Origin of the sequence: Antarctobacter sp., assembly GCF_034670325.1 — a bacterium.
GTDB lineage: Bacteria > Pseudomonadota > Alphaproteobacteria > Rhodobacterales > Rhodobacteraceae > Antarctobacter.
Genome location: NZ_JAXMNR010000001.1, coordinates 980,972 through 1,003,309 on the forward strand (window position 1 = coordinate 980,972; position 22,338 = coordinate 1,003,309).

A 22,338-nucleotide genomic window follows, 5' to 3' on the forward strand; every position below is an offset into this window, starting at 1 on the left:
TGTCTTCGGGAGGCAGGGGCCGGAGGTTCGAATCCTCTCACTCCGACCAATAAAATCAACGGCTTACGCGGAAACTGGAATATGCAAGTTGTGCAACGCTGCACGACTTGCACAGAATCGCGGAGATGTTCTCATGAAAACCACTGCCCCCTACCTCCGTCAGCGCAAGGACGGCATCTGGGAAATCGCGTCCAAGGACCCGAGGACCGGGAAAGCCAAGCGCAAGTCAACCGGGACTCGTGACGAGGTTGAAGCCGAGAAGGCGCTTTCGGCTTTCACCTCGAAAGAGGCCGCTGACGCGGCGCAGCCCGATCCCGACGCACCCCGTCTCCGGCAGAGGACAGACGGCTATTGGGAGACTGTCTATAAGGATGAGGGGGGGACCAAGCGGCGACACGCTCACGGGACGAAAGAACGGGCGGGTGCTGATGCGGCACATGAGGTGTTCGTCAAAGAGCTGATGAAGCCGGAAATCCCGGAGCGCCCAACCGTCGAGTGGGTCGTGGATCGCTACTATGAATACGTCTGTCGCGAGAAAAAGGAGACGACTTGGGAGCCGATGGCGGCGAACGTGGGGCCTCTCAAGGACCGTCTCGGACATCTCTTCTGGGACGAGATCGTGCAGGATGTGGTGGACGATTACATTCACTGGCGGATGGAGAAGCCGCGCTGGACGGCCCATCAGGACTTCGACCGGCAGTATGGGACCACGAGCAGGAACACCGCCTGCAAGGACCTCGGGGTCCTGCGCAGCGCGTTGAACCGAGCGCGGCAGAACCGCTACACGTCCTATGCCCCCGACTTCACCATCAAAAAGGGCAAGCCGAGCCGCGACACTAAGGTCTGGCTGACAATGCCGGAGTTACAGCGCATGATTGCCGCCTGCGCACCAGCTCCGATCTACGTCAACGGCAAGGAGATCGACCGGGTACGGGACCGGGCACATATCGAAGGATTCCTGCGCATTTCACTCGCCACAGCCGCGCGGAAGGAGGCAATTCTCTCGCTGACGTGGGATCAGGTCTACATCCCGGAGCCGCAGGAAAAGCGCCTCGTCGAGGTTAATCCTGTGTCGGCTCAGGGCGCAGATGGGGAAGTCAGGACGGCGGGTAAGTCATTCGAGGCGACGTATGACACGCCGATGTTTGATGTCGAGGCTGGCACGCACATTGAGGGTGCGTACATCGACTTTGGCGAAGGGTAGGAAAGGCGGGTAGCGCGTGAGCGCAGGCTAACCGCAATGATCTCCCCGTCTTCGACCAGATCGCCGAAGACCTCGCGATACGCGACCGTCTTTGACACGCCTGACGATTGAAGAACCGCGAAGGATTCCTGCTGCTCGTCAGGGAGAGGCAAGCTGCCTGTGATGATCTCGTCGTCGATGCTCATGGCGTTAGTACGTCAGCCCCATTTCGCGGGCTTTCTGGAGGCGCTGGGCGGGTGGGAGTTTGGCGATCTCGGCCAGCTTCGCTTCCTGCGTGGTCGGTGCCGCGCCTTCGGCCTCTTTCGTGTCCAGCAGGTCGCGCAGGTCGCGGCCTACTGGCGAAAACCAAAGCTCGTCGAGAAGCTCGGTGGTGGATGGTGCCTTTGCCGTTCCGAAAATATGGGCCTTGCCGCTCGACACTTTGCTAATCTGGCTGACGAGAATGTCGCGTGCGCCGGATGGAATGTCATGCAGCTCACGCTCTGCGGCGATGCGGAGTTCAAGCTCCCGGATTTTCTGATCGTTGTCCATTTACTGCTCTTTCGTTTCTGGTTTGTTCGGTGATTGCCGCTGACGCGGCGGGGTTCTGTCTGATTGGAGGGGTAGATGCCCGTCTGGCCGGGGTCCTGTCTGCCTGCTTTGATGCCGGGTCGGATCAGCTCAGGCGCTCATCTGCCGCATCATCAGCTCATGTTCGTGATTGAACCGCATCGGCGGGAGGCTCTTGTAGAGCCACGTCACCAGCTCCTCGACGCTGTAGCGGGCAGGACCACCACGGCCACCGCGCTTCACAGGAGCAGGCCCCCGCCAGATGTCGAGCAGGGTTCGGAATTGGTCGTTGCGCAAGTCGAGGACCGTCCGCGCGTCATGATAGTCGATGGTTTGCATGATAGAGATGTCTCAAGTGTGTTTCTTGTCTTTCTTTACATAGACTTAAACCACAATGAGGAGGAAATGTCAAGGTTAGGCGCCCAAACCTATCGACAGAAGGTAGCATTTAGTGTAGGGGCGAGAGCTTTCGTGATTCGGAAAGGGCGGTCGACGGGGCGAGCTGAGGTGCCCAGCGCGTCGGAAGCGCCCTTGTGGCGGGCGTGCAAGTCGTGCAAGACTATCTCGTGCAAGCCGTGCAAGCCGTGCAAGCCGTGCAAGCCGTGCAAGCCGTGCAAGCCGTGCAAGCCGTGCATGATTGCATGGAATTGCACATGTTCTACTGATGTTTACCGTGTGTTCCGTGCAATAGGGTGGTCTATCTCCTATAAAACAAGGGCATCCCTTGTTTTCGGGAGGCAGGGGCCGGAGGTTCGAATCCTCTCACTCCGACCAGTAAATCAGGCGAATACCTGCTTTATAACGACGGGCACGAGGGTCAGGCGGCTCTGTCCGCTGGCCAATTCAAACGCCGATTTTCGCGATTGTCCTGATCTGAAGCGCTTGGACCGACGGCACGCGTTTTCCGTCAGCCTTTTTGGTCCGTGGGATTCTGCCCAAGGTCACGGATCCCTTGGGATTCGGGGCTTGAACGGGTTTGCTGTTGTGTGGGCAGATAGCGCGACACTGTCGGTCCTGCTTTCAGAACCTGACGACCGAGCCCCCTTCCGCGCGTGATCGTTGTGGCCGTCGTGAACCACGTTGCAGGCGCGAGGCGCTGCTTATACCCCGTGCGGCCTTTGGTTCCTACTTCGTGCCGGGCACCGTGTGAGCCGCCCTTTTCAATGTGGATTCCAAAGTCGGGTGCGGCCGATTCCTGAGGGACTTGGCGGAAATGAACGCCCGCGCAGGCGGACCGAACGCGAATTTTGCCTGATCGCCATTTTCGGCGGTTGGCAAACGGGGATGAAGCTCATGGATTTGGCGTTTGGCCTCTGGTGTCAGCATCCGAAGCGACATGGGGCCAGGAAAAAAGCTTTCGCAGGCTATGCCTTCGGCGAAGATCAGTTGGTGGGTCTCGAAGAGCAGGTGGAAATAGGTCACCTGCCGCTTGCCTTGGGCAATCCGAATGCCTTTGACCAGGTCAACCAAGTGTACTGCACGCGCAAGATACTCATCGCCGATGAGTATACCGTGTTGGCGTGACACTAGCAGATCGCGTGCCGCGCCAAGTACGCCTTTGCGAATGACTACAGGACGTAGACACGGGTCTTTCGCCAGTTCCGATTGCCCGAGATCGCGCCGCCCGATCCAGATGATCGGCTGGAAACCGTTGTCTTTTGTCAGGACAAGATCGCCAGCGCGCAGGTCGTCAATTTTAACCTGCCCTTGGGGCGTCGCGATGCGCGTACCCGATGTGAAACACACGACACCGGTATTGTCGTAGGTATAGCTCTCGGCGGATGCGCCTGACACAGTCATCGAACCGGTGCCAAACTGGCTGTTGTCGGAATAGTCGACAACCTTTCCTTCCTCATCCAGCGTGTTGGACTGGTTCAGGATACCGTCGTCGCGCTGATCGGCCCGCAATTCGTCAAGGCTGTCGTAATGGCCGGACAGGTCGACAAAGTCGTTGTTGGAGGTGTCGCCATCCCCGTTCGGGCCGCTTTCGCCGGTTCCGAAATCGGTGATGGTGTCGTTGCCGCCGTTCACGGCAAAATAGTCATTGCCCTGACCTCCGGTGAGCAGATCATCGCCTTGCCCGCCATCAAGCGTGTCGTCGCCAAGCGCCCCTGTCACGGTGTCGTTGCCTGCCCCGCCATCCAGGGTATCGTTGCCGCTGCCGCCGACAACGGTGTCGTCGCCCCCCAGCGCGATGATCTCAAGCCCGGTTCCATCCGCGCTGGCATCGACGACATCAGCATGTTCGGTCAGGATCAGGCGCTCGATCCCGGAGAAGGTAATCGTGTTGGTGCCATCGGTGACGGTGCCCTGGCCATTGCCGGTCAGGGTCACGGTCACGGGACCGGTCAGGGCCGACATGTCCAGAGTATCGCTGTCGACGCCCGTGGTGGTGGTTTCGCCGCCGACAATCGTGTCCTGACCAAAACTGTCGCGGATGACAAAGGTGTCGGCGTCTGCACCACCATCGGCGAAATCATCGCCCGTCCCGCCATCCAGCAGGTCCGCGCCGTCGCCGCCGACAAGACTGTCGTTGTCCTCTCCCCCGATCAGCGTGTCGTCACCCTCTTCCCCTTCGAGGGTGTCGTTGCCAAGGCTTGCCACGATGCTGTCGTCGCCGCTGCCGCCGACAAGGCTGTCATCGCCCGCCGAATTGGTCAGCGTGTCGTTGCCCGCGCCGCCGTACAGCGTGTCATTGCCGGTGCCGGTGACAAGGCTGTCATCGCCGTCTCCGCCATAGATCAGGTCGGAACCGGCACCGCCGATCAGGGTGTCGGCCCCCGCATTGCCGTGCAGCGTGTCATCGCCGTCACCCCCGACCAGATAGTCATCGCCCGACGCCGTGACGACCTCCATTCCGGTCATATCGCCGGTCAGGTCGACGATGTCCGTTTGTTCGGTCAGGATCAGCCGCTCGATCTCGGAAAAGACGATGGTGTGCGTGCCGTCGGTGATGGTCCCAGAGCCGTTCCCGGTGAAAGTGACCGTTACGGGAATGCCGACCTCAGACAGATCGACGGTGTCGAAGTCGATGCCGGAAATCGTCGTCTCGCCGCCGACGATGGTGTCATTGCCAAAGGCATCCTCCAGCATGAAGGTATCGGCGTCCGCGCCGCCCTGCATGTGGTCGTCGCCGGTGCCGCCCCAAATCTCATCGTCGCCGTCGCCGCCGACCAGGCTGTCGACGCCACCGCGCCCATACAGGGTATCGGCATCCGCGCCGCCGTCGATCGTGTCCAGCCATTCGCCGCCAACGATGGTGTCGCGCCCGGCGTCGCCCGACAGTAGGTTGGTGCCGCCGACCATGTAGATGATATCATTGCCGTCGCCGCCCGAGACCGTATCCTGCGACAGAGCATCGGTTTCATAGCTGTAGATCGTGTCGTTACCGGCACCACCTTCTGCCAGATCGGCGTCGCCGGAGGCGCCTTCTTCACCCAGATTGATCAGGTCGTCGCCGCCGCCGCCCAGCAACGTGTCCGCACCATCACCACCGTCAAGGCTGTCCCTGCCAAAACCGCCGACAACGGAGTCGTCGCCGCCCAGTGCATCGATCTTGGTCCCGACACTGTCTGCGGTTGCATCAGCAATATCGTCAAATTCAGAAAGGCGTTGATGCTCGATGTGGTCGAACTGAAGGGTCGATACCCCGTCCGATGATGTGCCCATGGCATTGCCGGAGTAGGTGACGGTCACCGCATTGGACAAGACGCTCGAGTCCAACAAATCCCAGCCATCGCCGCCGGACACGGTGTCGCTGCCATAGCTGTCCTGTACCAGAAAGCTGTCGTTGCCGCTGCCGCCGTCGAGCGCGTCCGCGCCGGTGCCGCCTATCAGCGTGTCGTTGCCGCCTTCGCCCAGCAGGGTGGTTCCGCCGGTCGTTGCCGAGGCATCCAGAGTGTCGCCGTGTTCCGTCCCCGAAACCCGTTCGATTTCTGAAAAGGTTGCGGTCCCGGCTGTCGATTGGAAAGACACCGTGCCGGTTTCCGTTCCGGTAAAGACCAGTGACGCGCCTTCGCTGCTCCAATAGGACACCAGCCGCAGAGTGTCGGAATCCAACCCGGTTTCGCCGCCTTGCAGGACGTCGGTGCCGTCACCCCAACCATAGACGATTTCGTCATCGTCGGCGCCGCCCATCACGGTGTCGTCGCCGGTTCCGCCGGTCAGGACGTCCGACCCTGCCCCTGACACGATCGAGTCATTGCCGGACCCACCGTCGACGGTGTCGCCGCCGCTGCCGGTGGTGACCGTATCCGCGCCGCCCTCTGCCGCGATTTCGACTCCCGTGGCATCGGCGGTCGCGTCCACGCTGTCCGCGCCTTGGGTCAGGATCAGGCGTTCAACCTCGGTAAAGGAAAGCGTGCCACTTAGGTTGGTGGCCGCGCCAACGGCGTCACCGGAATAGGTGACCGTAACAGGGTCACTCAGCGCACGCATGTCGATTGCGTCGGAATCGAAACCACCTTCGCCGCCAATGATGGTGTCCTGCCCAAAACCGTCCGTCGCAACAAAGCTGTCCGCGTCGTCGCCACCGTCCAGCAGATCGTCGCCTTCGCCCGCGATCAGTGTGTCATCGCCCGCGCCGCCGCGCGTGGTGTCGTTCCCGGTCTGGCCGTCAAGGTAGTCCTTACCGCCGCCGCCATCGAAACTGTCGTTCCCGGCACCGCCGAACATCACGTCATCAGTGCCGTGACCGATACCGGTATCATCCCCGCCAAAGCCAAGGATCAGCGCCCGTTCCCCATTGTCGGCAAGTTGCAGAGGTCCGTCATTCCCTTCGGTCCCGGAAACCAAGGTATAGGTGACACCGGCAAATTGAACCTGCTCGACCCCGTCAAGGATGTCGGTTCCATTCCCACCTGTGTTGATGTCGGTGACCTGTAGCCGCCCGTCGATGCCTAGGCTGAAGACATGATCCTGAATTGCGTTGGAAAATACCGCGAGGTCGGTCCCGTCGCCCCCGACAAGAATATCGTCACCCGCACCGCCGGCAAGGGTGTCATCGCCGTCACCGCCGCGCAGCAGGTCGTCGTCGTCCTCGCCCGAAAGGCTGTCATTGCCTGCGTTGCCGTCAAGCGTATCTGCGCCCGAGTTGCCCCGAAGCGTATCCGCCCCCAGGCTGCCGATCACGGAGTCGTTGCCACTGCCCGCTTCGATCGCGTCGATTGCGGTCAGCGTATAGCCGCTGAAATCCAGTGTATCGTCGCCGGAGGTGCCGAAGATCCGGTCGTACCCGCCGGACCCACCATCGATTCCTTCGACGTCGTGCAAGTTCGACATGTCACTGGTGACGTAGAAATAGTCGCTGCTGCTTGTGCCTTGCAGGACGTCGTACCCGGCGCCGCCGTGAAACTGGTCCAGCCCCACGTTCCAACCGTAGATGCGAAAGACATCGTCGCCGTCACCTCCGTGCAGCGTGTCATCGCCGGAGTTGCCTTCGATTGTGTCCGCGCCTGAAGTGCCAATGATCGAATCGTTGCCCGCGCCGCCGTCGATCTCGTCGATATTTCTGAGAGTGGTGCCCGAGAAATCCAGAGTGTCGTCGCTGGAGGTGCCCAAGATCCGGTCATACCCGCCAGACCCGCCATCGATTTCCTCGATGCTGTCCAGGTTCGACATATCACTGTTGACGTAGAAATAGTCGCTGTTGCCGCTGCCTTGCACAACGTCGTACCCGGTGCCGCCATGGAACTGGTCCAACCCCACGTTCCAGCCGTCGATGCGAAAGACATCGTCGCCGTCACCGCCGTGCAGCGTGTCATCGCCGGAGTTGCCTTCGATGGTATCTGCCTCTGCAGAGCCAATGATCGAGTCGTTGCCCGCGCCGCCGTCGATCTCGTCGATATTTCTGAGAGTGATGCCCGAGAAATCGAGAGTATCGTCGCCGGAGGTGCCCAAGATCCGGTCATACCCGCCAGATCCGCCATCGATTTCCTCAACGTTGGTCAGGTTGGATAGATCGTTGTTGACGTAGAACGTGTCGCTGTTGACCGAGCCCTGCACCAAGTCGTAGCCAGCACCGCCATCAATTTGGTCCAGCCCCGAAGTCCAGCTTTCGATGCGAAAGACATCGTCGCCGTCACCGCCGTGCAGCGTGTCATCGCCGGAGTTCCCCTTGATGGTGTCGGCCCCGGCACTGCCGGTGATGAGATCGTTTCCTCCGCCACCGTCGATCTCGTCAATGTTGCTGAGAGTGATACCTGTGAAATCCAGAGTATCGTCGCCAGAGGTCCCGACGATCCGGTCGGTCCCGCCAGACCCGCCGTCAATTTCCTCGATACTGGTCAGATTGGACTGATCGCTGTTGACGTAGAACGTATCGCTGTCGCTGGACCCCTGAACGACGTCGTAGCCATCTCCACCGTCGATCTGGTCCAGCCCGTCACCAGACCCGGAAATAAGGAAAAAATCGTCCCCCGACCCGCCGTGCAGCGTGTCGTCGCCGCCGTCGCCGTCAATCGTATCGTTACCATCCAGCCCTTCGATCGAGTCAGCTTCGGTACTGCCGACAAGGCTGTCGTCACCGTTGGTTCCGCCGCCGCTAGTCACTCTTTACCCGCCCCACCATAGCTTTCCGACTGTCTTCAAGTCACAGCATCCTTGGCGGGGCTTGGTTGAAATCAGGTAACCTTCTTGGCCATTCTCGTTAAAGTTACTCTAATTTACAGGCTGTTAAGATTTGGGTTGGTTCGATTTGTGCCGTCGGGGTTTCGGCGATTTGGGCTTCGTTTGTGACGGTGACCTGATTGCCTGACCAGTTTACAGGCGGCTTTCAATCACCGATCTTTGCGACCTCGGACTGAATAGCGGCTTGCATACCTGCGGAGAGCATGTGCCCAAGCCGCTCAATGACCGCACTGCGCCACCGTGCCGAAGCTGAAAGTTCTGTCGGGAATAGCCCCGGTAGGTTGACGATCCGATCATAAAGCGTGGCCGCAGTTTCGGGCGCATCAATGGCGGGGGCAAGCTTGGCGCTGAGTGGATCGCGCAGGTCATATGCCTCATTCCCATCCGTGCGCCCAACCGTGTAGCGCACCCAGGCGGCGGTGGCGAAGGCGAAGGCATCTAGCGGCTGGCCGTTGTGTAGCGCATCAAGCGCCGGGGCAAAGATGCGCTGGGGCATCTTTTCAGAGCCATCCATGGCGATTTGATAGGTTTCATGCCCCAGATGCGGATTGGCGAAGCGCGCGGTCAGCTCTTTTGTGTATAGCCCAAAATCAACACCGGGGAGTGGATCGAGAGTAGAGGCGGCGGCGCCAAGATGACGTGTGACAAGTCGGGAAAGTGCCGGATCGCCCATCACGTTGCGCACGTATTTGTATCCGGCAAGAAAGCCGGTGTACGCCAGCATCGAATGCGTCCCGTTGAGCATCCGCAGCTTCATTTCCTCAAATGGGCGGACATCCCGGACAAAGAGTGCGCCGCCGGTCTCCCAGTCTGGGCGGCCAGTTGGGAAGTGATCCTCGATCACCCATTGGCGAAAAGCCTCTGTCTCGACCGTAGCGCGGTCTTCAAAGCCGATCATGGCCAGCGCCAGTGCGAGGGTGTCCGGCGAGCGCGCGGGTGTTATCCGGTCAACCATGGTGCAGGGAAAGGCAACGTTTTGGGTGAGGTGTTCGACCAAATCGGGCGCGCAGTGGCGGGCCATGTCGGTCAGCAATGAGCGGACGAGATGGCCGTTCTCCGGCAGGTTGTCGCAGCACAGCACGGTGAAGGGCGGCACGCCCTTGCGGCGGCGCTCTGCCAGTGCCCAAACCAGCAACCCGGCAAGGCCCTCGGGGGCTTTGGGCCGGGCAAGGTCGGCGGCAATCGCCGGGTGGGTGGGGTCGATCCCGCCGGTGGCGCGGTCCAGACCATAGCCCTTTTCCGTGACGGTGATCGAGACAATCCGTGTTGAAGGCGCACAGAGCGCCTTTAGCACAGCCGCGCGGTCCGTTTTCAGGCAAAGGGCGCGGGACATCGACCCGACCACCCGCGCGCGGCTGCCTTCGACGCTGCGTTCGATGAGGGTATATCGACCGTCTTGGGGTGAGAGTTCTTCAGCCGGGGCGGCGCTGCGCAGGCTTACCCCGACGATCCGCCAGTCACCGCCCGCTGCGGCGAGGGCATCATCGGTGTAGACCGCCTGATGCGCTTTGTGAAAGGCACCAAGGCCGATGTGAACGATCCCCTCACCATGCGCGGCGGGATCGTAGGTCGGTGGCATAACGCCATCTGGCAAAGCTGAGCCGGCCGTCAGACGTTTGGTCATGCGGTGATCCGGGGTGACAGGGCTGCAATGACACCGCGTAGCTCTGCCAGACCTTTCAAGCGTCCGATAGACGGGTAACCCGGTTGCGCCTTGCGGTTCAGGTCGTCGAGGATGTCCTGCCCATGATCGGGGCGGAAGGGGATCGACCAATCGCTGCGCCCTGCGGCCTTGCGGCGTGCCTCTTCCTTCAGCGCCGCCTCGACCAGCGCAACCATATCGGTGTCGCCGCCAAGGTGCTCTGCCTCATAAAACGATCCGCGAATGTTCGAAGTCTCACGCTTGACGTTGCGCAGGTGCAGGAAATGCACCCGGTCGCCAAGACGGGTCATCATGCCGGGCAGGTCGTTGTCGGGCCGGGCGCCAAGCGAGCCGGAACACAGCGTGATGCCGTTGGCGGGCAGGTCCACCGCCTGCATGACGGTCCGATAATGCGCCTCTGTCGACATTATGCGGGGCAGGCCAAGCAGGGGGAAGGGCGGGTCATCGGGGTGACAACACAGCCTGAGACCAAGATCCTGCGCCACCGGCGCAACCTCTGAGAGAAAGTCGATCAGGTGGCTGCGCAGGGTGTCCTCGGAGATTTCGGCGTATTCTGCGAGATGACTGCGCACGTCCTCCAGTGAAAAGTGTTCTGCCGCGCCGGGCAGGCCGAAAACGACGTTTCCGGCCAACGCCTCGCGCGCGTCGGGCGTCATGTTGGCAAATCGGCGCGCAGCCGCGTCCCGCAGGTCCGCGTCATAGTCGTCCTCGGCCCCCTTGCGTTGCAGGATGTGCAGGTCGAAGGCGACAAAATCGGTCAGGTCGAACCGCATGCAGGTCGCGCCGGTCGGCAGCCGAAAGGCAAGGTCGGTGCGCGTCCAGTCCAGCACCGGCATGAAGTTGTAACAGATTACCTCGATCCCGGCACCGGCGAGGTTTCGCAGGCTGGTCTTGTAGTTGGCGATGTGATCGCGCCAGTCGCCCTGCTGTTTCTTTATGTCCTCGGACACCGGCAGGCTTTCGACCACCGACCAGTCCAGCCCCGAGGGCGCGCCGTCGCGCATCACGGCGATCTCGGCCTGTCGGCGGGAAATCTCTTCGGGGGTCCAGACAGCGCCGCTCGACACATGGTGAAGGGCTGAAACGATCCCCTCGGCCCCTGCCTGAGCCACGTCGTCAATTGCCACGAGGTCCTTTGGCCCGAACCAGCGCCAAGTTTGCTTCATGATGTCCTCCCCGAGTCGAAGCGTCCTGTATCTTTTAGCAGTCCGCAAGTTTGCTGGCTAGTATGGAAGTATGGAAGTATGGTAATTGACCGGAGGGAGGACGGCGAATCATGACGGTTGAACGCAAGACGCAGTGGTTATTGAACCCGGCGAAGCCGATCACGCCGCAGATCGCGCGCATCCTGCGCGAGCGCATTATCCGCAACGACCTGAAGCCGGGTGACCGTCTTTCGGAATCCGAGGTGGCGCGCGGCTATGACGTCAGCCGTCAACCGGTGCGCGAGGCGTTTATCCGGCTGGCCGATCAGGGCCTGCTGGCGGTCCTTCCGCAGCGTGGCACCATTGTCAGCCGCATCAGCTATGCCGCCGTCCTTGATGCGCGCTTTCTACGCGAAGCGATCGAGGCCGACATCGCCAAGATCCTTGCGCAAACCCCCGATCCGGCTTTGATCAAAGACCTGCGCGCCCAGTTGGCAAAGCAAGAGGCCGCCACCTGCGGCGCTCCCGAAGCGTTTATCGAACTTGACGAACTGTTTCACCGCACGCTGGCCGACGCCGCGGGCAAGGCCGGAGCATGGAAACAGATCGAAGGGTTGAAGTCACAGATGGACCGCGTCCGGTTTCTGTCTTTAGGGCAGTTCCCGCTGCGCAAGCTGATCGCCCAGCACAGCGAGATCGTCGACCAGATCGAACGGGGCGCTATCCGGGGGGCCAATGAAGCCGTTCGGCTACACCTGCGCGAAGTGCTGTCCGATCTGCCCCAGATCGTGGCGGCCAACACCGCCTATTTCGAATTGCCGGAGGGGGATTTGCCCTTGCCGGTCAATGCACCCATCCAAGGAGGAGAACAGGGATGACTTTTGGATTTAAGATGACGGCACTTGCCGCAGCCGTGGCAACATTGGTCGCGGCACCGCTGACCGCACAGGAAATGACGCTCAAGCTGGGTCACCTCGCGAATGAGGAGAACTCCTGGCACAAGGCCTCGGTCAAATTCGGCGAGGAACTGTCCGCTCTGACCGATGGCCGCATCGTGGTCGAGGTTTTCCCGAACGAGTCGCTTGGCAAGGAAATCGACCTGATCAACGGCATGCAGCTGGGCACCGTCGACATGACGATCACCGGTGAAAGCCTGCAGAACTGGGCGCCGATGGCGGCGCTGCTGGCGGTTCCCTATGCGTTCAAGACCATTGACGACATGGACGCCTTTGCTGCCGGTCCGGTTGGCGAAGACATCAAGGCGCAGATCATCGCCAACGTGCAGATCCGCCCGATTGCCTATTTCGCCCGTGGCGCGCGTGACCTGACATCGAACCGTCCGATCACCTCGCCCGCCGACCTGAACGGTCTGAAAATGCGCGTGCCGAACGTGCCGCTGTTTGTTGACGTCTGGAAAGCACTGGGCGCGAACCCCGGCCCGATGGCCTTTTCCGAGGTCTTCACCTCGCTGCAGAACGGCACCATCGAGGCGCAGGAAAACCCGCTGGCCCTGATCCGTTCAGCCTCTTTCTATGAGGTGCAGAGCCATGTGAACCTGACTGACCATGTTCGGTCGTGGATCTACCTGACCATCGCGGACCAGACATGGGCAAAGCTGTCGGACGAGGACAAGGCCGCCGTGATGGAGGCTGCCGCCCGCGCGCAGGCCTATGAGCGTGAGCTGTTCGAGCAGAGCCTTGCCGACGACCGCGCGTTCCTTGAGGAAAAGGGCATGACCTTTGTCGACGTTGACGCCGCTGCCTTTCAGGCCGCTGCCAAAGACGCCGTGCTGGCGAACGTCAACGACGAGATCAAGCCGATCGTCGAAGGCCTGTTTGGCCAGTAAACGCTGCCAGCAAAGACACCGCGTCCCGGGCTTGCCCCGGGACCTCTGAACCGTTCATCAGAGGCCCCGGGTCAAGCCCGGGACGCGACATCGCGGACCTGAACCAGGAGCAACGGCATGACCCTTGCCAGACGATTGATCGACGCCATTGTTCTGCTTGCCAAGATCGGCGCCGGCCTCGCCTTTGCGGTGCTGATGGGCGCGGTGCTGATACAGGTTGTCGGCCGCCTGACCGGGTCTTCGCCGGTCTGGTCCGAGGAACTGACCCGCTACGCGCTGCTCTACATGATTGCCTTTGGCGCGGGGGTTGCCTTTCGCACTGGCGACCTTGTGAACGTGGATGTGATCTCCGAGTCGCTGCCCGCGCCGTTCCCGTGGATCCTGCGCCTGTTGGGGGCGCTCGCGACGGCAGGACTGGCGCTTTACCTGCTGCCGCATGCCTGGAAATTCGTCGCTATCGGCAAGATGCAAACTGCCCCGGCGCTGGGTATCCGCATGACCTATGTGCACCTGACCGTCTGGCTTGTGCTTGTCGGACTGGCGCTTTTTGCCGTCCTGCGCGTGATCGGAATGCTGACCGGCACCGATGACGGCAAACCCCACCGACCCGAGGAGGAATAAGGCGTGGATGTCACCATCCTGTTCACGGTTTTTGTCATAGGGCTGATGCTGGGCATCCCCGTGGCAATCACGCTGGGGCTCTCATCGCTGGCCTACCTGCTGTTCGCAGGGATGCCGCCGGTGGTGATGCCGCAAAAGATGTATGCTGGCATGGACGTGTTTGTCCTGTTGTCGATCCCGGGCTTTATTCTGGCCGGGAACCTGATGAACCAGGGCGGGATCACACATCGGATCATCCGTTTTGCTAATGCCATCGTAGGCTGGATCAAGGGTGGTCTCGGCCTGACCAATATCGCCGCGTCGATGCTGTTTGGCGGCATCACCGGCACCGCCGTGGCCGACGCGGCCAGTCTTGGCGGCGTGCTGATCCCGGGCATGAAAAAGGCAGGCTACCCGGCGGATTTCTCCGCCGCCGTGACGGCGGCCTCTTCGACCGTTGGCCCAATCATTCCGCCCTCTGTGCCGATGATCATTGTCGGCGCGCTGTCGGGTATCTCGGTCGGCAAAATGTTCCTTGCGGGCGCGATCCCTGGCATCCTGATGGGCGTCGCCATGATGGTGACCTGCTACATCATCTCTGTTCGGCGCGGCTATCCGCACCAGCCGTGGCAGGGCTTTGGCGAGGTCGCCCGCTCTTTCGGCGGGGCATTCTGGGCCATCGCGATGACTTTTCTGATCATCTACGGACTGCTGTCGGGCTATGCCACGCCGACCGAAACCGCGGTCGTGGCCTCTGTCTACGCCTTTATCGTCGGTGCCTTCATCTACCGCGAGTTGCCCATCCGCAAGCTGCCGGGTATCATCGCCGACAGCGCCGTTTCGGCGGCTGGCATCCTTGCGCTGGTCGGGTTCGCCAATGTCTTTGGCTGGATTTTGGTGTCCGAGCGCATCCCTCAGGCCATCGCCGACTCTGTGCTGTCCCTGACCGACAACAAGTTTCTGGTGATCCTGCTGATCAACCTCCTGCTGCTCTTCGTCGGCATGTTCATGGAGACGATTGCCGCGCTGATCATCCTTTTTGTGCCGCTTCTGTCGCTGTCGAACGCGGTGGGCATCGACCCGTTGCATTTCGCCACCTTCGCGGTGTTGAACTTGATGATCGGGCTGACCACGCCCCCGGTGGGCGTCTGCCTGTTTGTCTGCGCCAACATTGCGCGGCTGCCGCTGGCGCCGGTGGTGCGGGCGATTCTGCCGTTCCTGTTCACCAATATCCTCGTGCTGCTGGCCGTGTCGTACTTCGCACCTTTGGCCACGTGGTTGCCATCCGTTCTGACGAAATAGGAGTTCCAAAGTTGCATTTCCGAGTGTGCCGCCTGTCCGGCCGGAACGACCCGCGCACCGTCATGAAGGCGGTCCTCACGGGCAAACACCGGGTGGAGTGAACCTCAGATGACCGATTTGCGCTTTGCCCGTGACGACCTGAAGACACTCGCCCAGACCCTGCTCACGCGGGCCGGGCTTGATCCCGAAATGGCCGAGGTTGTGGCCGAACTTCTGATCCGCACCGACGAATTGGGGGTGACAACGCATGGGATCTCGATGGTGCCTTACTACCTGCCCGAACTGAAATCGGGCAACATGACTGCGTCCGGTGAGCATGAGGTTGTGCGCGACAACAAGGTGACGATGGTCTGGGATGGGAACTACCTGCCCGGCCACTGGCTGATGTCGCAGGCGCTTGACCTCTGCATAGAGCGCGCGGGCACCTTCGGCATGGCGGCGCTGGCACTGCGGCGCAGCCACCATATTGGCTGCCTCTCGACCTTCACCTCAATGGCCGCCGACCGGGGATTTGTCTGCTATATCGCAACCTCTGACCCGTCGGGGAAATGGGTTGCGCCTTTTGGCGGCACAGAGCCTCTGTTCACGCCGAACCCGTGGGCGGTCGGCTATCCGGGCGACGGGCACCCGGTGCTGATCGACACCTGTTCGTCGATCACGACGGTGTCCAAGGTGCGCGAGCACATCAACAAGGGAACGCAGTTTGACCACCCTTGGATGCTCGACGCCAATGGTGAGGCGACAACCGATCCGGCGGTGGTGAACGCCACCCCAAAGGGTTCGATCCTGCCGGTCGGTGGCATGGACCACGGCCACAAGGGCTATGCCACCGGGCTAATGATCGAGATGATGACGCAGGCGCTGGCGGGCCACGGCCGGGCGGAAGCGCCGACGCGCTGGGGCGGCAACGTGTTTGTGCAGGTGTTCGACCCCGAAGCATTTGGCGGGAGCGCCCCGTTCCTGCGCGAGGTCGGCGCGCTCAATGACGCCTGCCGCAAGAACCGGCCGATTCCGGGCTTGCCCTCGGTCCGCGTTCCCGGCGACCGCGCCCACGAAAACGTCACACGCAGCCAGACCGAAGGCGTGCGCCTGCCCGATGAGGTCTGGACTCGCGTCGCCGCCAGCGCCGCAGAGTTTGACGTCAGCCTTCCCGGTCCGGTCGGCGCATGAGGCCCACCTGCACCTTTGTCCAACTCGCTTTGGCCACCTTAGGAGAAAACCCATGAAAACCCGCGTGTGCCGCCTGTACGGCCAGAACGACCTGCGCATCGAAACCGAAGAGGTGGCTGCGCCCGGTGCCGGGCAAGTGCTGGTTGCCGTGGCGGCGGGGGGCATCTGCGGATCGGATATGCATTACCTTGCGGACGGCGGCATCGGCACCATCCGGGTCCGCGAACCGATCATTCTGGGCCACGAGGCTTCGGGCCGCGTACTGGAGGTGGGCGTGAATGTGACCGGGCTGGCACCGGGTGATCCTGTGGCACTGAACCCCAGTCGCCCCTGCGAAAGCTGCGCCTACTGTGCCGAAGGCCTGCCGATGCACTGCCTGAACATGCGGTTCAACGGTTCGGCCATGCGGCTGCCGCATGAACAGGGGCTGTTCCGTGACCGGATCGTTCTGGACTCGGCGCAATGTATCAAACTGCCCGGGGGCGCGGACCTGCACGCCGTCGCCTGCGCCGAGCCGCTGGCCGTCTGCCTGCATGCCGCGCGCATGGCGGGGGACATCCGGGGGAAGCGTGTGCTGGTCACAGGGGCCGGACCTATTGGCAGTCTCTGCGTCGCGGCGGCGGCGGTGGCGGGTGCCGCCGAAATCGTGGTCACCGATTTGCAGGACGCCCCTTTGAAGGTGGCCGAGGCAATGGGCGCAACCCGTACCATCAACGTGCTCACGTCGCCCGAGACGCTGGAGGTCTATGCCGCTGACAAGGGCTATTTCCATCTGGCCTTCGAATGCTCTGCCGCAGCGCCTGCCATCAAATCGGCGGTTGCGACCCTGCGACCGCGCGGCACGCTGGTGCAGGTGGGGGTGGCAGGCGATACCGTCATGCCCGTCAACGCGCTGGTGGCCAAGGAAATTCGCCTGCAAGGCAGCCATCGCTTTCACGAAGAGTTCGCCGAGGCCGTGGCGGCCATCACCAGCGGGCGCATAGACGTGAGCCCAATCATTACCGGGCGTTACCCGCTGGAGGAGGCGGCCAAGGCCTTTGCCGTGGCTGCGGATCGCACGCAGGCAGTCAAGGTGCACCTCTCGTTTGCCATGCCAAGTCAGACCACGTGACCGGCGCCTGACGGTTTGGAAAAGCGTGGCGGCAAGCAGTCCAAAGAAGGGCTATGCCGGACGCATGAGGGGAAAAGCACGCCGGTCCCAAAGGCGGTCGGCCGTCCACCAGCTCGCCGCACTTGTGAAGGCAGAGACTTGCTATCCTAAATATTTCCAATATACATGAAATATGGAAAAGACGGACGCTATCTCGACCCTTTCCGCCTTGGCCCACGATGCGCGGATCGACGTGTTCCGCCTGCTGATCCGGGCCGGGGCTGAAGGTGTTTCCGCCGGACAAATTGCCGACACGCTGGACATCCGGCCAAACACGCTGTCCAACAATCTCAAGATCCTGTCCGGCGCAGGCCTTGTAACATCCCTGCGCGAAGGCCGCTCTGTCCGATATTTCGCAAATATCGACGCGATGCGGGCTTTGCTGTCCTTTCTGATGGAGGACTGCTGCGGCGGGCGTGCGGACCTGTGTCAGCCGGTGCTTGATCAGATCGCCTGTCCCCCATTCCCTTCAAGTCTCACGGAACCTGACCGATGACGAACACAAACCCAGCGGAAAGCGCGCTTGGCACTTTTGAACGCTACCTGACCCTTTGGGTGGCGCTGGCGATGATCGCCGGTCTGGTCATTGGAGTGTTGGCCCCCGGACTGGTGCAGGCCATTGCCGCGGCCGAAGTCGCCAACATCAATCTTGTTGTCGCGGTGCTGATCTGGGCGATGGTTTACCCGATGATGGTGGGCGTGGACTTCGGTGCCGTTGCGGGCGTGGCGCGACAACCGCGCGGTTTGATCGTGACGCTGGTGGTCAACTGGCTGATCAAACCCTTCACCATGGCGCTGCTGGCGGTCTTGTTCTTCGATTTCGTCTTTGCGCCATGGATCGCGCCAGAGGATGCGGCGCAATACACCGCCGGATTGATCCTGTTGGGCGCGGCTCCCTGCACGGCGATGGTTTTTGTCTGGTCGCAACTGACGCGCGGGGACGCCACCTATACGCTGGTGCAGGTGTCGGTGAACGATCTGATCATGGTTGTCGCCTTTGCGCCCATCGTGGCCTTTCTGCTGGGCGTGACAGAGATTTCGGTCCCGTGGGAAACGCTGGTTCTGGCGACGGTGCTTTACGTCGTTCTGCCACTGGTCGCCGGTTTGCTGACCCGGCGTGCGCTGGGCAGTCCGCAGGCGATTGAAGCCTTCGCCGCGCGGGTCAAGCCGTGGTCCGTGGTCGGCCTGATTGCCACCGTTGCCATCCTTTTCGGCCTGCAAGGAGAGGTGATCCTGTCGCGCCCGCTGGTCATCGCGCTGATCGCCGTACCCATCGTGATCCAGAGTTATGGCATCTTTGCGCTGGCTTACGGCGTGGCCTACGCGTTGAAGGTGCCGCACCGGATCGCCGCGCCCTGCGCAATGATCGGGACCTCAAACTTTTTCGAACTGGCCGTCGCCGTCGCGATCAGCCTCTTTGGTCTCAACTCTGGCGCGGCGCTGGCCACCGTTGTCGGCGTTCTGGTCGAAGTGCCGGTGATGTTGTCGCTGGTCGCCTTCGCCAACCGCACGCGCGCACGCTTTACCTGAACCAATCAGACCCCCCGGACCGCAGCTCATGACAGATATCCCCAATTTGCGGGAAGACAGTGTTCTTCCAATCACGACGGAAACGCTTTTTCCCGCCACCCCCAGCACCCATGCGCCCCGGATCCTGATCCTCTATGGGTCTTTGCGGGAACGTAGCTATGCGCGCCTAAGCGCCGAAGAGGCCGCGCGCATCCTGACCCGTTTCGGGGCCGAGGTACGCATCTTTGACCCAAGGGGCTTGCCGCAGGTCGATACCGAAGAGCCAGATCACCCAAAGGTCGCCGAATTGCGCGATCTGGTGACATGGTCCGAGGGCATGGTCTGGTCCTCCCCCGAACGGCATGGCGCAATGACAGGACTGATGAAAACCCAGATCGACTGGATTCCGCTGTCACTGGGCGGCGTGCGTCCGACCCAAGGCAAGACGCTGGCCGTGATGCAGGTTTGCGGCGGTAGTCAAAGCTTTAACACCGTGAACCAGTTGCGCATCCTCGGCCGCTGGATGCGCCTGCTGACGATCCCCAACCAGTCGTCGATTGCACGGGCGTGGGACGAGTTCGACGAGGCGGGCCGGATGAAGCCCTCACCCTTTTATAACCGGATCGTCGATGTGATGGAGGAACTGGTCAAATTCACCCTGCTTACACGCGACATGCGCGACCATCTGGTTGACCGCTATTCGGAACGGGTCGAGAGCCGCGCCGCTCTGTCCAGGCGGGTCAATCAGGCCACGCTGTAGGGCGGGGTTCAGCCCGTCGCGCCGTCACAATGACGCTGTAATCCCGCCGTCCACATACAGCGTATGTCCATTGACGAAACTGGACGCGTCAGACGACAGGAAGACACAGGCCCCTACCAGTTCCTCAACATTGCCCCAGCGCCCTGCGGGAGTGCGCTTTTCCAGCCAGGCGGAAAACTCGGGGTCCTCGACCAGTGCCTTGTTCAGGGGCGTGTCGAAATAGCCGGGCGCAATCGCGTTGCATTGCAATCCGTGGCGCGCCCAGTCTGTCGCCATGCCTTTGGTTAGGTTGCCGACTGCGCCCTTGGTGGTGGTGTAGGGGGCGATGCCGGGGCGGGCCAGCGCGGTCTGGACAGATGCGATATTGATGATCTTGCCGCGCCCGCGTCCGATCATGTGCCGCGCGCAGGCTTGGCCTACGTGAAAGACGCTGGCCACATTGGTTTGCAGCAGCTTTTCGAACATCTCCGCCGGGAAATCCTCCAGCGGGGTCCGGTGCTGCATCCCGGCGTTGTTCACAAGGATGTCGATGGCACCATGCGCCGCCTCAAACCCGTCGACGGCGCTGCGCACGCCCTCATGATCTGTCGCGTCAAAGGTCAGTTCATGCACGGTTGCGCTCTCACCGCGCATCGTATCGGCGGCGGCGGCCAGTTTGGCGGTATCACGTCCGTTCAGCACGACCTCAGCGCCCGCCTGCGCCAGCCCGCGCGCCAGCGCCAGCCCGATGCCCTGCGACGAACCGGTAATCAAAGCGCGCCGACCGTTCAACGAAAACAGATCCGACATGAAATCCCTCCTCCAGATGCTTGGCCGCGATTGCGCGCAGCGAGGGGCAGGGATGTCAAGCCGAAGGCGTTACCGCAAACAGGGCTTGGTCATGTCCTTACGGCACTTCAAACCGGCGGGCGTCTCGAAGACCTGCAAGACGTGTCGGAGAGGTTGCTCATAGATGGGGTGTTCATGAGTGCACCGATGGCCTTGCGCGGGCAGAAGGTTTCCACCGACGTGTCGCCAACGATAGTTGCGCCCGTTGGAACTGACCGGCTAGACCCAGAAATGCGCAACTGCCGAACGCTGTTCACTGCGGATGACGCACCGGGCCTGCCAAACTATTCCGTCGGCGCTATCGGGAAGCGCGTTGATGGGGCAGGGAAGAACACGGCCTTGCCTTGCCGCCCGCCAGATGGGATTTGGGTGCCGGAAGGAGACCGCCTGCCATGACCGACACACCACAATGGGTCGCCGCCGACTGGGGCACCTCACACCTGCGCCTTTGGCCGATGGGCGGAGACGACCGCCCCTTGCAAAGGATCGACTCGGACCAAGGTATGTCGCGGCTGACGCCCGGCGACTATGAGCCGACCCTGCTGAACCTGCTGGGCGACAACCTGCCTGACACGCTGCCGGTGATCATCTGCGGCATGGCCGGGGCGCGACAGGGCTGGGCAGAGGCACCCTATGTCGAAACCCCATGCGCCGTGCCGGTCGGGGGGCCCCGTGTGGCAACCTGCGACCCACGCCTGCGGGTGCATATCCTGCCGGGGATCAGCCAGATGCGCCCGCCGGACGTGATGCGCGGGGAAGAAACCCAAATCGGCGGTTTCCTTGCCAGGGAACCGGACTTCGACGGCGTGCTCTGCCTGCCCGGTACGCACAACAAGTGGGTGCACATCAGCGCCAAAGAGGTCGTTTCCTTTCGTACCTTCATGACCGGCGAGATGTTTGCCCTGCTCAGCGGCCAGTCGGTCCTGCGTCATTCGCTGGGCGGGGACGGCTGGGATGAGGCTGCCTTCGCCGAGGCGGTCAGTGACACGCTCTCGCGGCCCGCTGCGCTGACCTCATCGCTGTTTGGCCTTCGGGCCGACTCTTTGCTGAACGGCACCGGTGCTGCGGTGACACGTGCGCGGCTGTCGGGCCTTCTGATCGGGGCGGAACTGGCGGCGGCGCGTCCCTATTGGCTGGGTCAGGACATCGTCATTCTGGGCGAAGACACGGTGGCAGAGGCGTATCGCGCCGCTCTGTCAGCTCAAGGTGCCGCCGCGCGGCTGATGCCTGCGGGCGACATCACTCTGGCGGGGCTGACCGCCGCCTATCATCATTTGAAAGACATGACATGACCCGAGAGATTATTGCCATCCTGCGTGGGCTGACCGTGGCAGAGGCCGAGCCGGTTGTTGACGCGCTTATCAACGCTGGCATCACAAAGATCGAGGTGCCGCTGAACTCACCCGATCCGTTCGAAACCATTCGCCGCATGGTCATCCATGCGGGCGACCGTGCCCTGATCGGTGCGGGCACGGTGGTGGACCCGGTGCAGGTGGGACAATTGCGCGAGATCGGCGCGGGAATGGTGGTCTCTCCGGACTGCAATCCGCGTGTGATTGCGGCGACCAAGGCGGCAGGTATGCTGTCTTATCCCGGCGTCTTCACCGCGACAGAGGCGTTCACCGCCCTGCGTAACGGCGCGGACGGGCTGAAGTTCTTTCCCGCCTTCAAACTGGGTCTGGACGGTTTGTCCGCGCTCAAGGCGGTGCTGCCACCCGAGGCCGCGACCTACGCGGTGGGCGGTGTGGGGCCTGCGGATTTCGGCGCTTGGCTAAAGGCCGGGATCACCGGGTTTGGTATCGGAACGGCGTTGTTCAAGCCGGGTATGGCTGTGCCTGAGATCGCAGAGCGCGCCGCGGAAATGGTGGCGGGATGGGATGCGGCGGTTCGCTGACCGGGCATTGGGGGTCGGCGGTGGCGCGGTCGGTGGGTGGTTCTGGATACGCTCGACAGCCGCCGCGCTACCCCGAATGCTGAACCACTAG

18 protein-coding genes are annotated in these 22,338 nt (G+C 62.0%); 12 read left to right on the plus strand and 6 right to left on the minus strand.

The genetic code is table 11. The features are described from left to right. Window positions 1-133: 133 nt before the first annotated feature. Window positions 134-1,204, plus strand: a complete 1,071-nt coding sequence (locus VOI21_RS04710; RefSeq protein ID WP_323768174.1) for a hypothetical protein — start codon at window positions 134-136, stop codon at window positions 1,202-1,204. 189 nt (window positions 1,205-1,393) lie between these two features. Here VOI21_RS04710 and VOI21_RS04715 read toward each other — a convergent pair whose 3' ends face one another. The 5 genes from VOI21_RS04715 to uxuA all read right to left on the minus strand — a co-directional run bounded on the left by VOI21_RS04715 (window position 1,394) and on the right by uxuA (window position 11,209). Then, window positions 1,394-1,735 (minus strand): hypothetical protein, encoded by a 342-nt coding sequence (locus VOI21_RS04715; protein ID WP_323768176.1) that lies wholly within the window; start codon window positions 1,733-1,735, stop codon window positions 1,394-1,396. Between the two features lie 129 nt (window positions 1,736-1,864). Continuing rightward, window positions 1,865-2,092: a hypothetical protein gene (locus VOI21_RS04720; protein ID WP_323768178.1), complete on the minus strand. Its 228-nt coding sequence runs from the start codon at window positions 2,090-2,092 to the stop codon at window positions 1,865-1,867. Window positions 2,093-2,878: 786 nt separating this feature from the next. Then, window positions 2,879-8,302 carry a Hint domain-containing protein gene (locus VOI21_RS04725; protein WP_323768181.1) on the minus strand — a complete coding sequence of 1,808 codons (5,424 nt, stop codon included), beginning with the start codon at window positions 8,300-8,302 and terminating at the stop codon, window positions 2,879-2,881. A gap of 223 nt (window positions 8,303-8,525) precedes the next feature. Continuing rightward, window positions 8,526-10,004: a mannitol dehydrogenase family protein gene (locus VOI21_RS04730; protein ID WP_323768183.1), complete on the minus strand. Its 1,479-nt coding sequence runs from the start codon at window positions 10,002-10,004 to the stop codon at window positions 8,526-8,528. Beyond that, on the minus strand, window positions 10,001-11,209 hold the full coding sequence (gene uxuA, locus VOI21_RS04735) for a mannonate dehydratase (protein WP_323768184.1): 1,209 nt from the start codon (window positions 11,207-11,209) through the stop codon (window positions 10,001-10,003). Before uxuA ends, VOI21_RS04730 begins: the two co-directional genes overlap by 4 nt. Window positions 11,210-11,319: 110 nt before the next feature. On the opposite strand from uxuA, the gene VOI21_RS04740 reads away from it, so the two are divergent. The 9 genes from VOI21_RS04740 (at window position 11,320) to arsH (ending at window position 19,525) form a co-directional block, all read left to right on the plus strand. Beyond that, the gene (locus VOI21_RS04740) at window positions 11,320-12,066 is read left to right on the plus strand and encodes a GntR family transcriptional regulator (RefSeq protein ID WP_323768186.1); all 747 of its coding nucleotides are present in this window, start codon (window positions 11,320-11,322) and stop codon (window positions 12,064-12,066) included. Next, window positions 12,063-13,034 carry a TRAP transporter substrate-binding protein gene (locus tag VOI21_RS04745; RefSeq protein WP_416358950.1) on the plus strand — a complete coding sequence of 324 codons (972 nt, stop codon included), beginning with the start codon at window positions 12,063-12,065 and terminating at the stop codon, window positions 13,032-13,034. Before VOI21_RS04740 ends, VOI21_RS04745 begins: the two co-directional genes overlap by 4 nt. A 117-nt stretch (window positions 13,035-13,151) precedes the next feature. Continuing rightward, complete coding sequence (locus tag VOI21_RS04750) at window positions 13,152-13,655, plus strand: TRAP transporter small permease (RefSeq protein ID WP_323768188.1); 504 nt, start codon at window positions 13,152-13,154, stop codon at window positions 13,653-13,655. 3 nt (window positions 13,656-13,658) lie between these two features. Then, a complete protein-coding gene (locus tag VOI21_RS04755) occupies window positions 13,659-14,936 on the plus strand; it encodes a TRAP transporter large permease (protein ID WP_323768190.1) in 1,278 nt (425 codons plus the stop codon). Between the two features lie 108 nt (window positions 14,937-15,044). Further along, window positions 15,045-16,106, plus strand: a complete 1,062-nt coding sequence (locus VOI21_RS04760; protein ID WP_323768192.1) for an Ldh family oxidoreductase — start codon at window positions 15,045-15,047, stop codon at window positions 16,104-16,106. Window positions 16,107-16,158: 52 nt separating this feature from the next. Next, the gene (locus tag VOI21_RS04765) at window positions 16,159-17,217 is read left to right on the plus strand and encodes an L-idonate 5-dehydrogenase (RefSeq protein WP_323768194.1); all 1,059 of its coding nucleotides are present in this window, start codon (window positions 16,159-16,161) and stop codon (window positions 17,215-17,217) included. Between the two features lie 172 nt (window positions 17,218-17,389). Next, window positions 17,390-17,752, plus strand: a complete 363-nt coding sequence (locus VOI21_RS04770) for a helix-turn-helix domain-containing protein (protein ID WP_323768196.1) — start codon at window positions 17,390-17,392, stop codon at window positions 17,750-17,752. Then, complete coding sequence (arsB, locus tag VOI21_RS04775) at window positions 17,749-18,786, plus strand: ACR3 family arsenite efflux transporter (protein ID WP_323768198.1); 1,038 nt, start codon at window positions 17,749-17,751, stop codon at window positions 18,784-18,786. Before VOI21_RS04770 ends, arsB begins: the two co-directional genes overlap by 4 nt. A 28-nt stretch (window positions 18,787-18,814) precedes the next feature. Further along, on the plus strand, window positions 18,815-19,525 hold the full coding sequence (gene arsH / locus VOI21_RS04780) for an arsenical resistance protein ArsH (RefSeq protein WP_323768200.1): 711 nt from the start codon (window positions 18,815-18,817) through the stop codon (window positions 19,523-19,525). A gap of 24 nt (window positions 19,526-19,549) precedes the next feature. Here the strand turns inward: arsH and VOI21_RS04785 are convergent, their stop codons facing one another. Continuing rightward, window positions 19,550-20,314, minus strand: a complete 765-nt coding sequence (locus tag VOI21_RS04785) for an SDR family oxidoreductase (RefSeq protein ID WP_323768202.1) — start codon at window positions 20,312-20,314, stop codon at window positions 19,550-19,552. Between the two features lie 431 nt (window positions 20,315-20,745). Between VOI21_RS04785 and VOI21_RS04790 the strand changes: the two genes are divergently transcribed. Both VOI21_RS04790 and VOI21_RS04795 read left to right on the plus strand, forming a co-directional pair. Then, entirely contained in the window at window positions 20,746-21,645 is a 900-nt protein-coding gene (locus tag VOI21_RS04790) for a 2-dehydro-3-deoxygalactonokinase (RefSeq protein WP_323768204.1), read from the plus strand. Beyond that, window positions 21,642-22,247: a 2-dehydro-3-deoxy-6-phosphogalactonate aldolase gene (locus VOI21_RS04795; RefSeq protein WP_323768206.1), complete on the plus strand. Its 606-nt coding sequence runs from the start codon at window positions 21,642-21,644 to the stop codon at window positions 22,245-22,247. Before VOI21_RS04790 ends, VOI21_RS04795 begins: the two co-directional genes overlap by 4 nt. Window positions 22,248-22,338 lie beyond the last annotated feature (91 nt).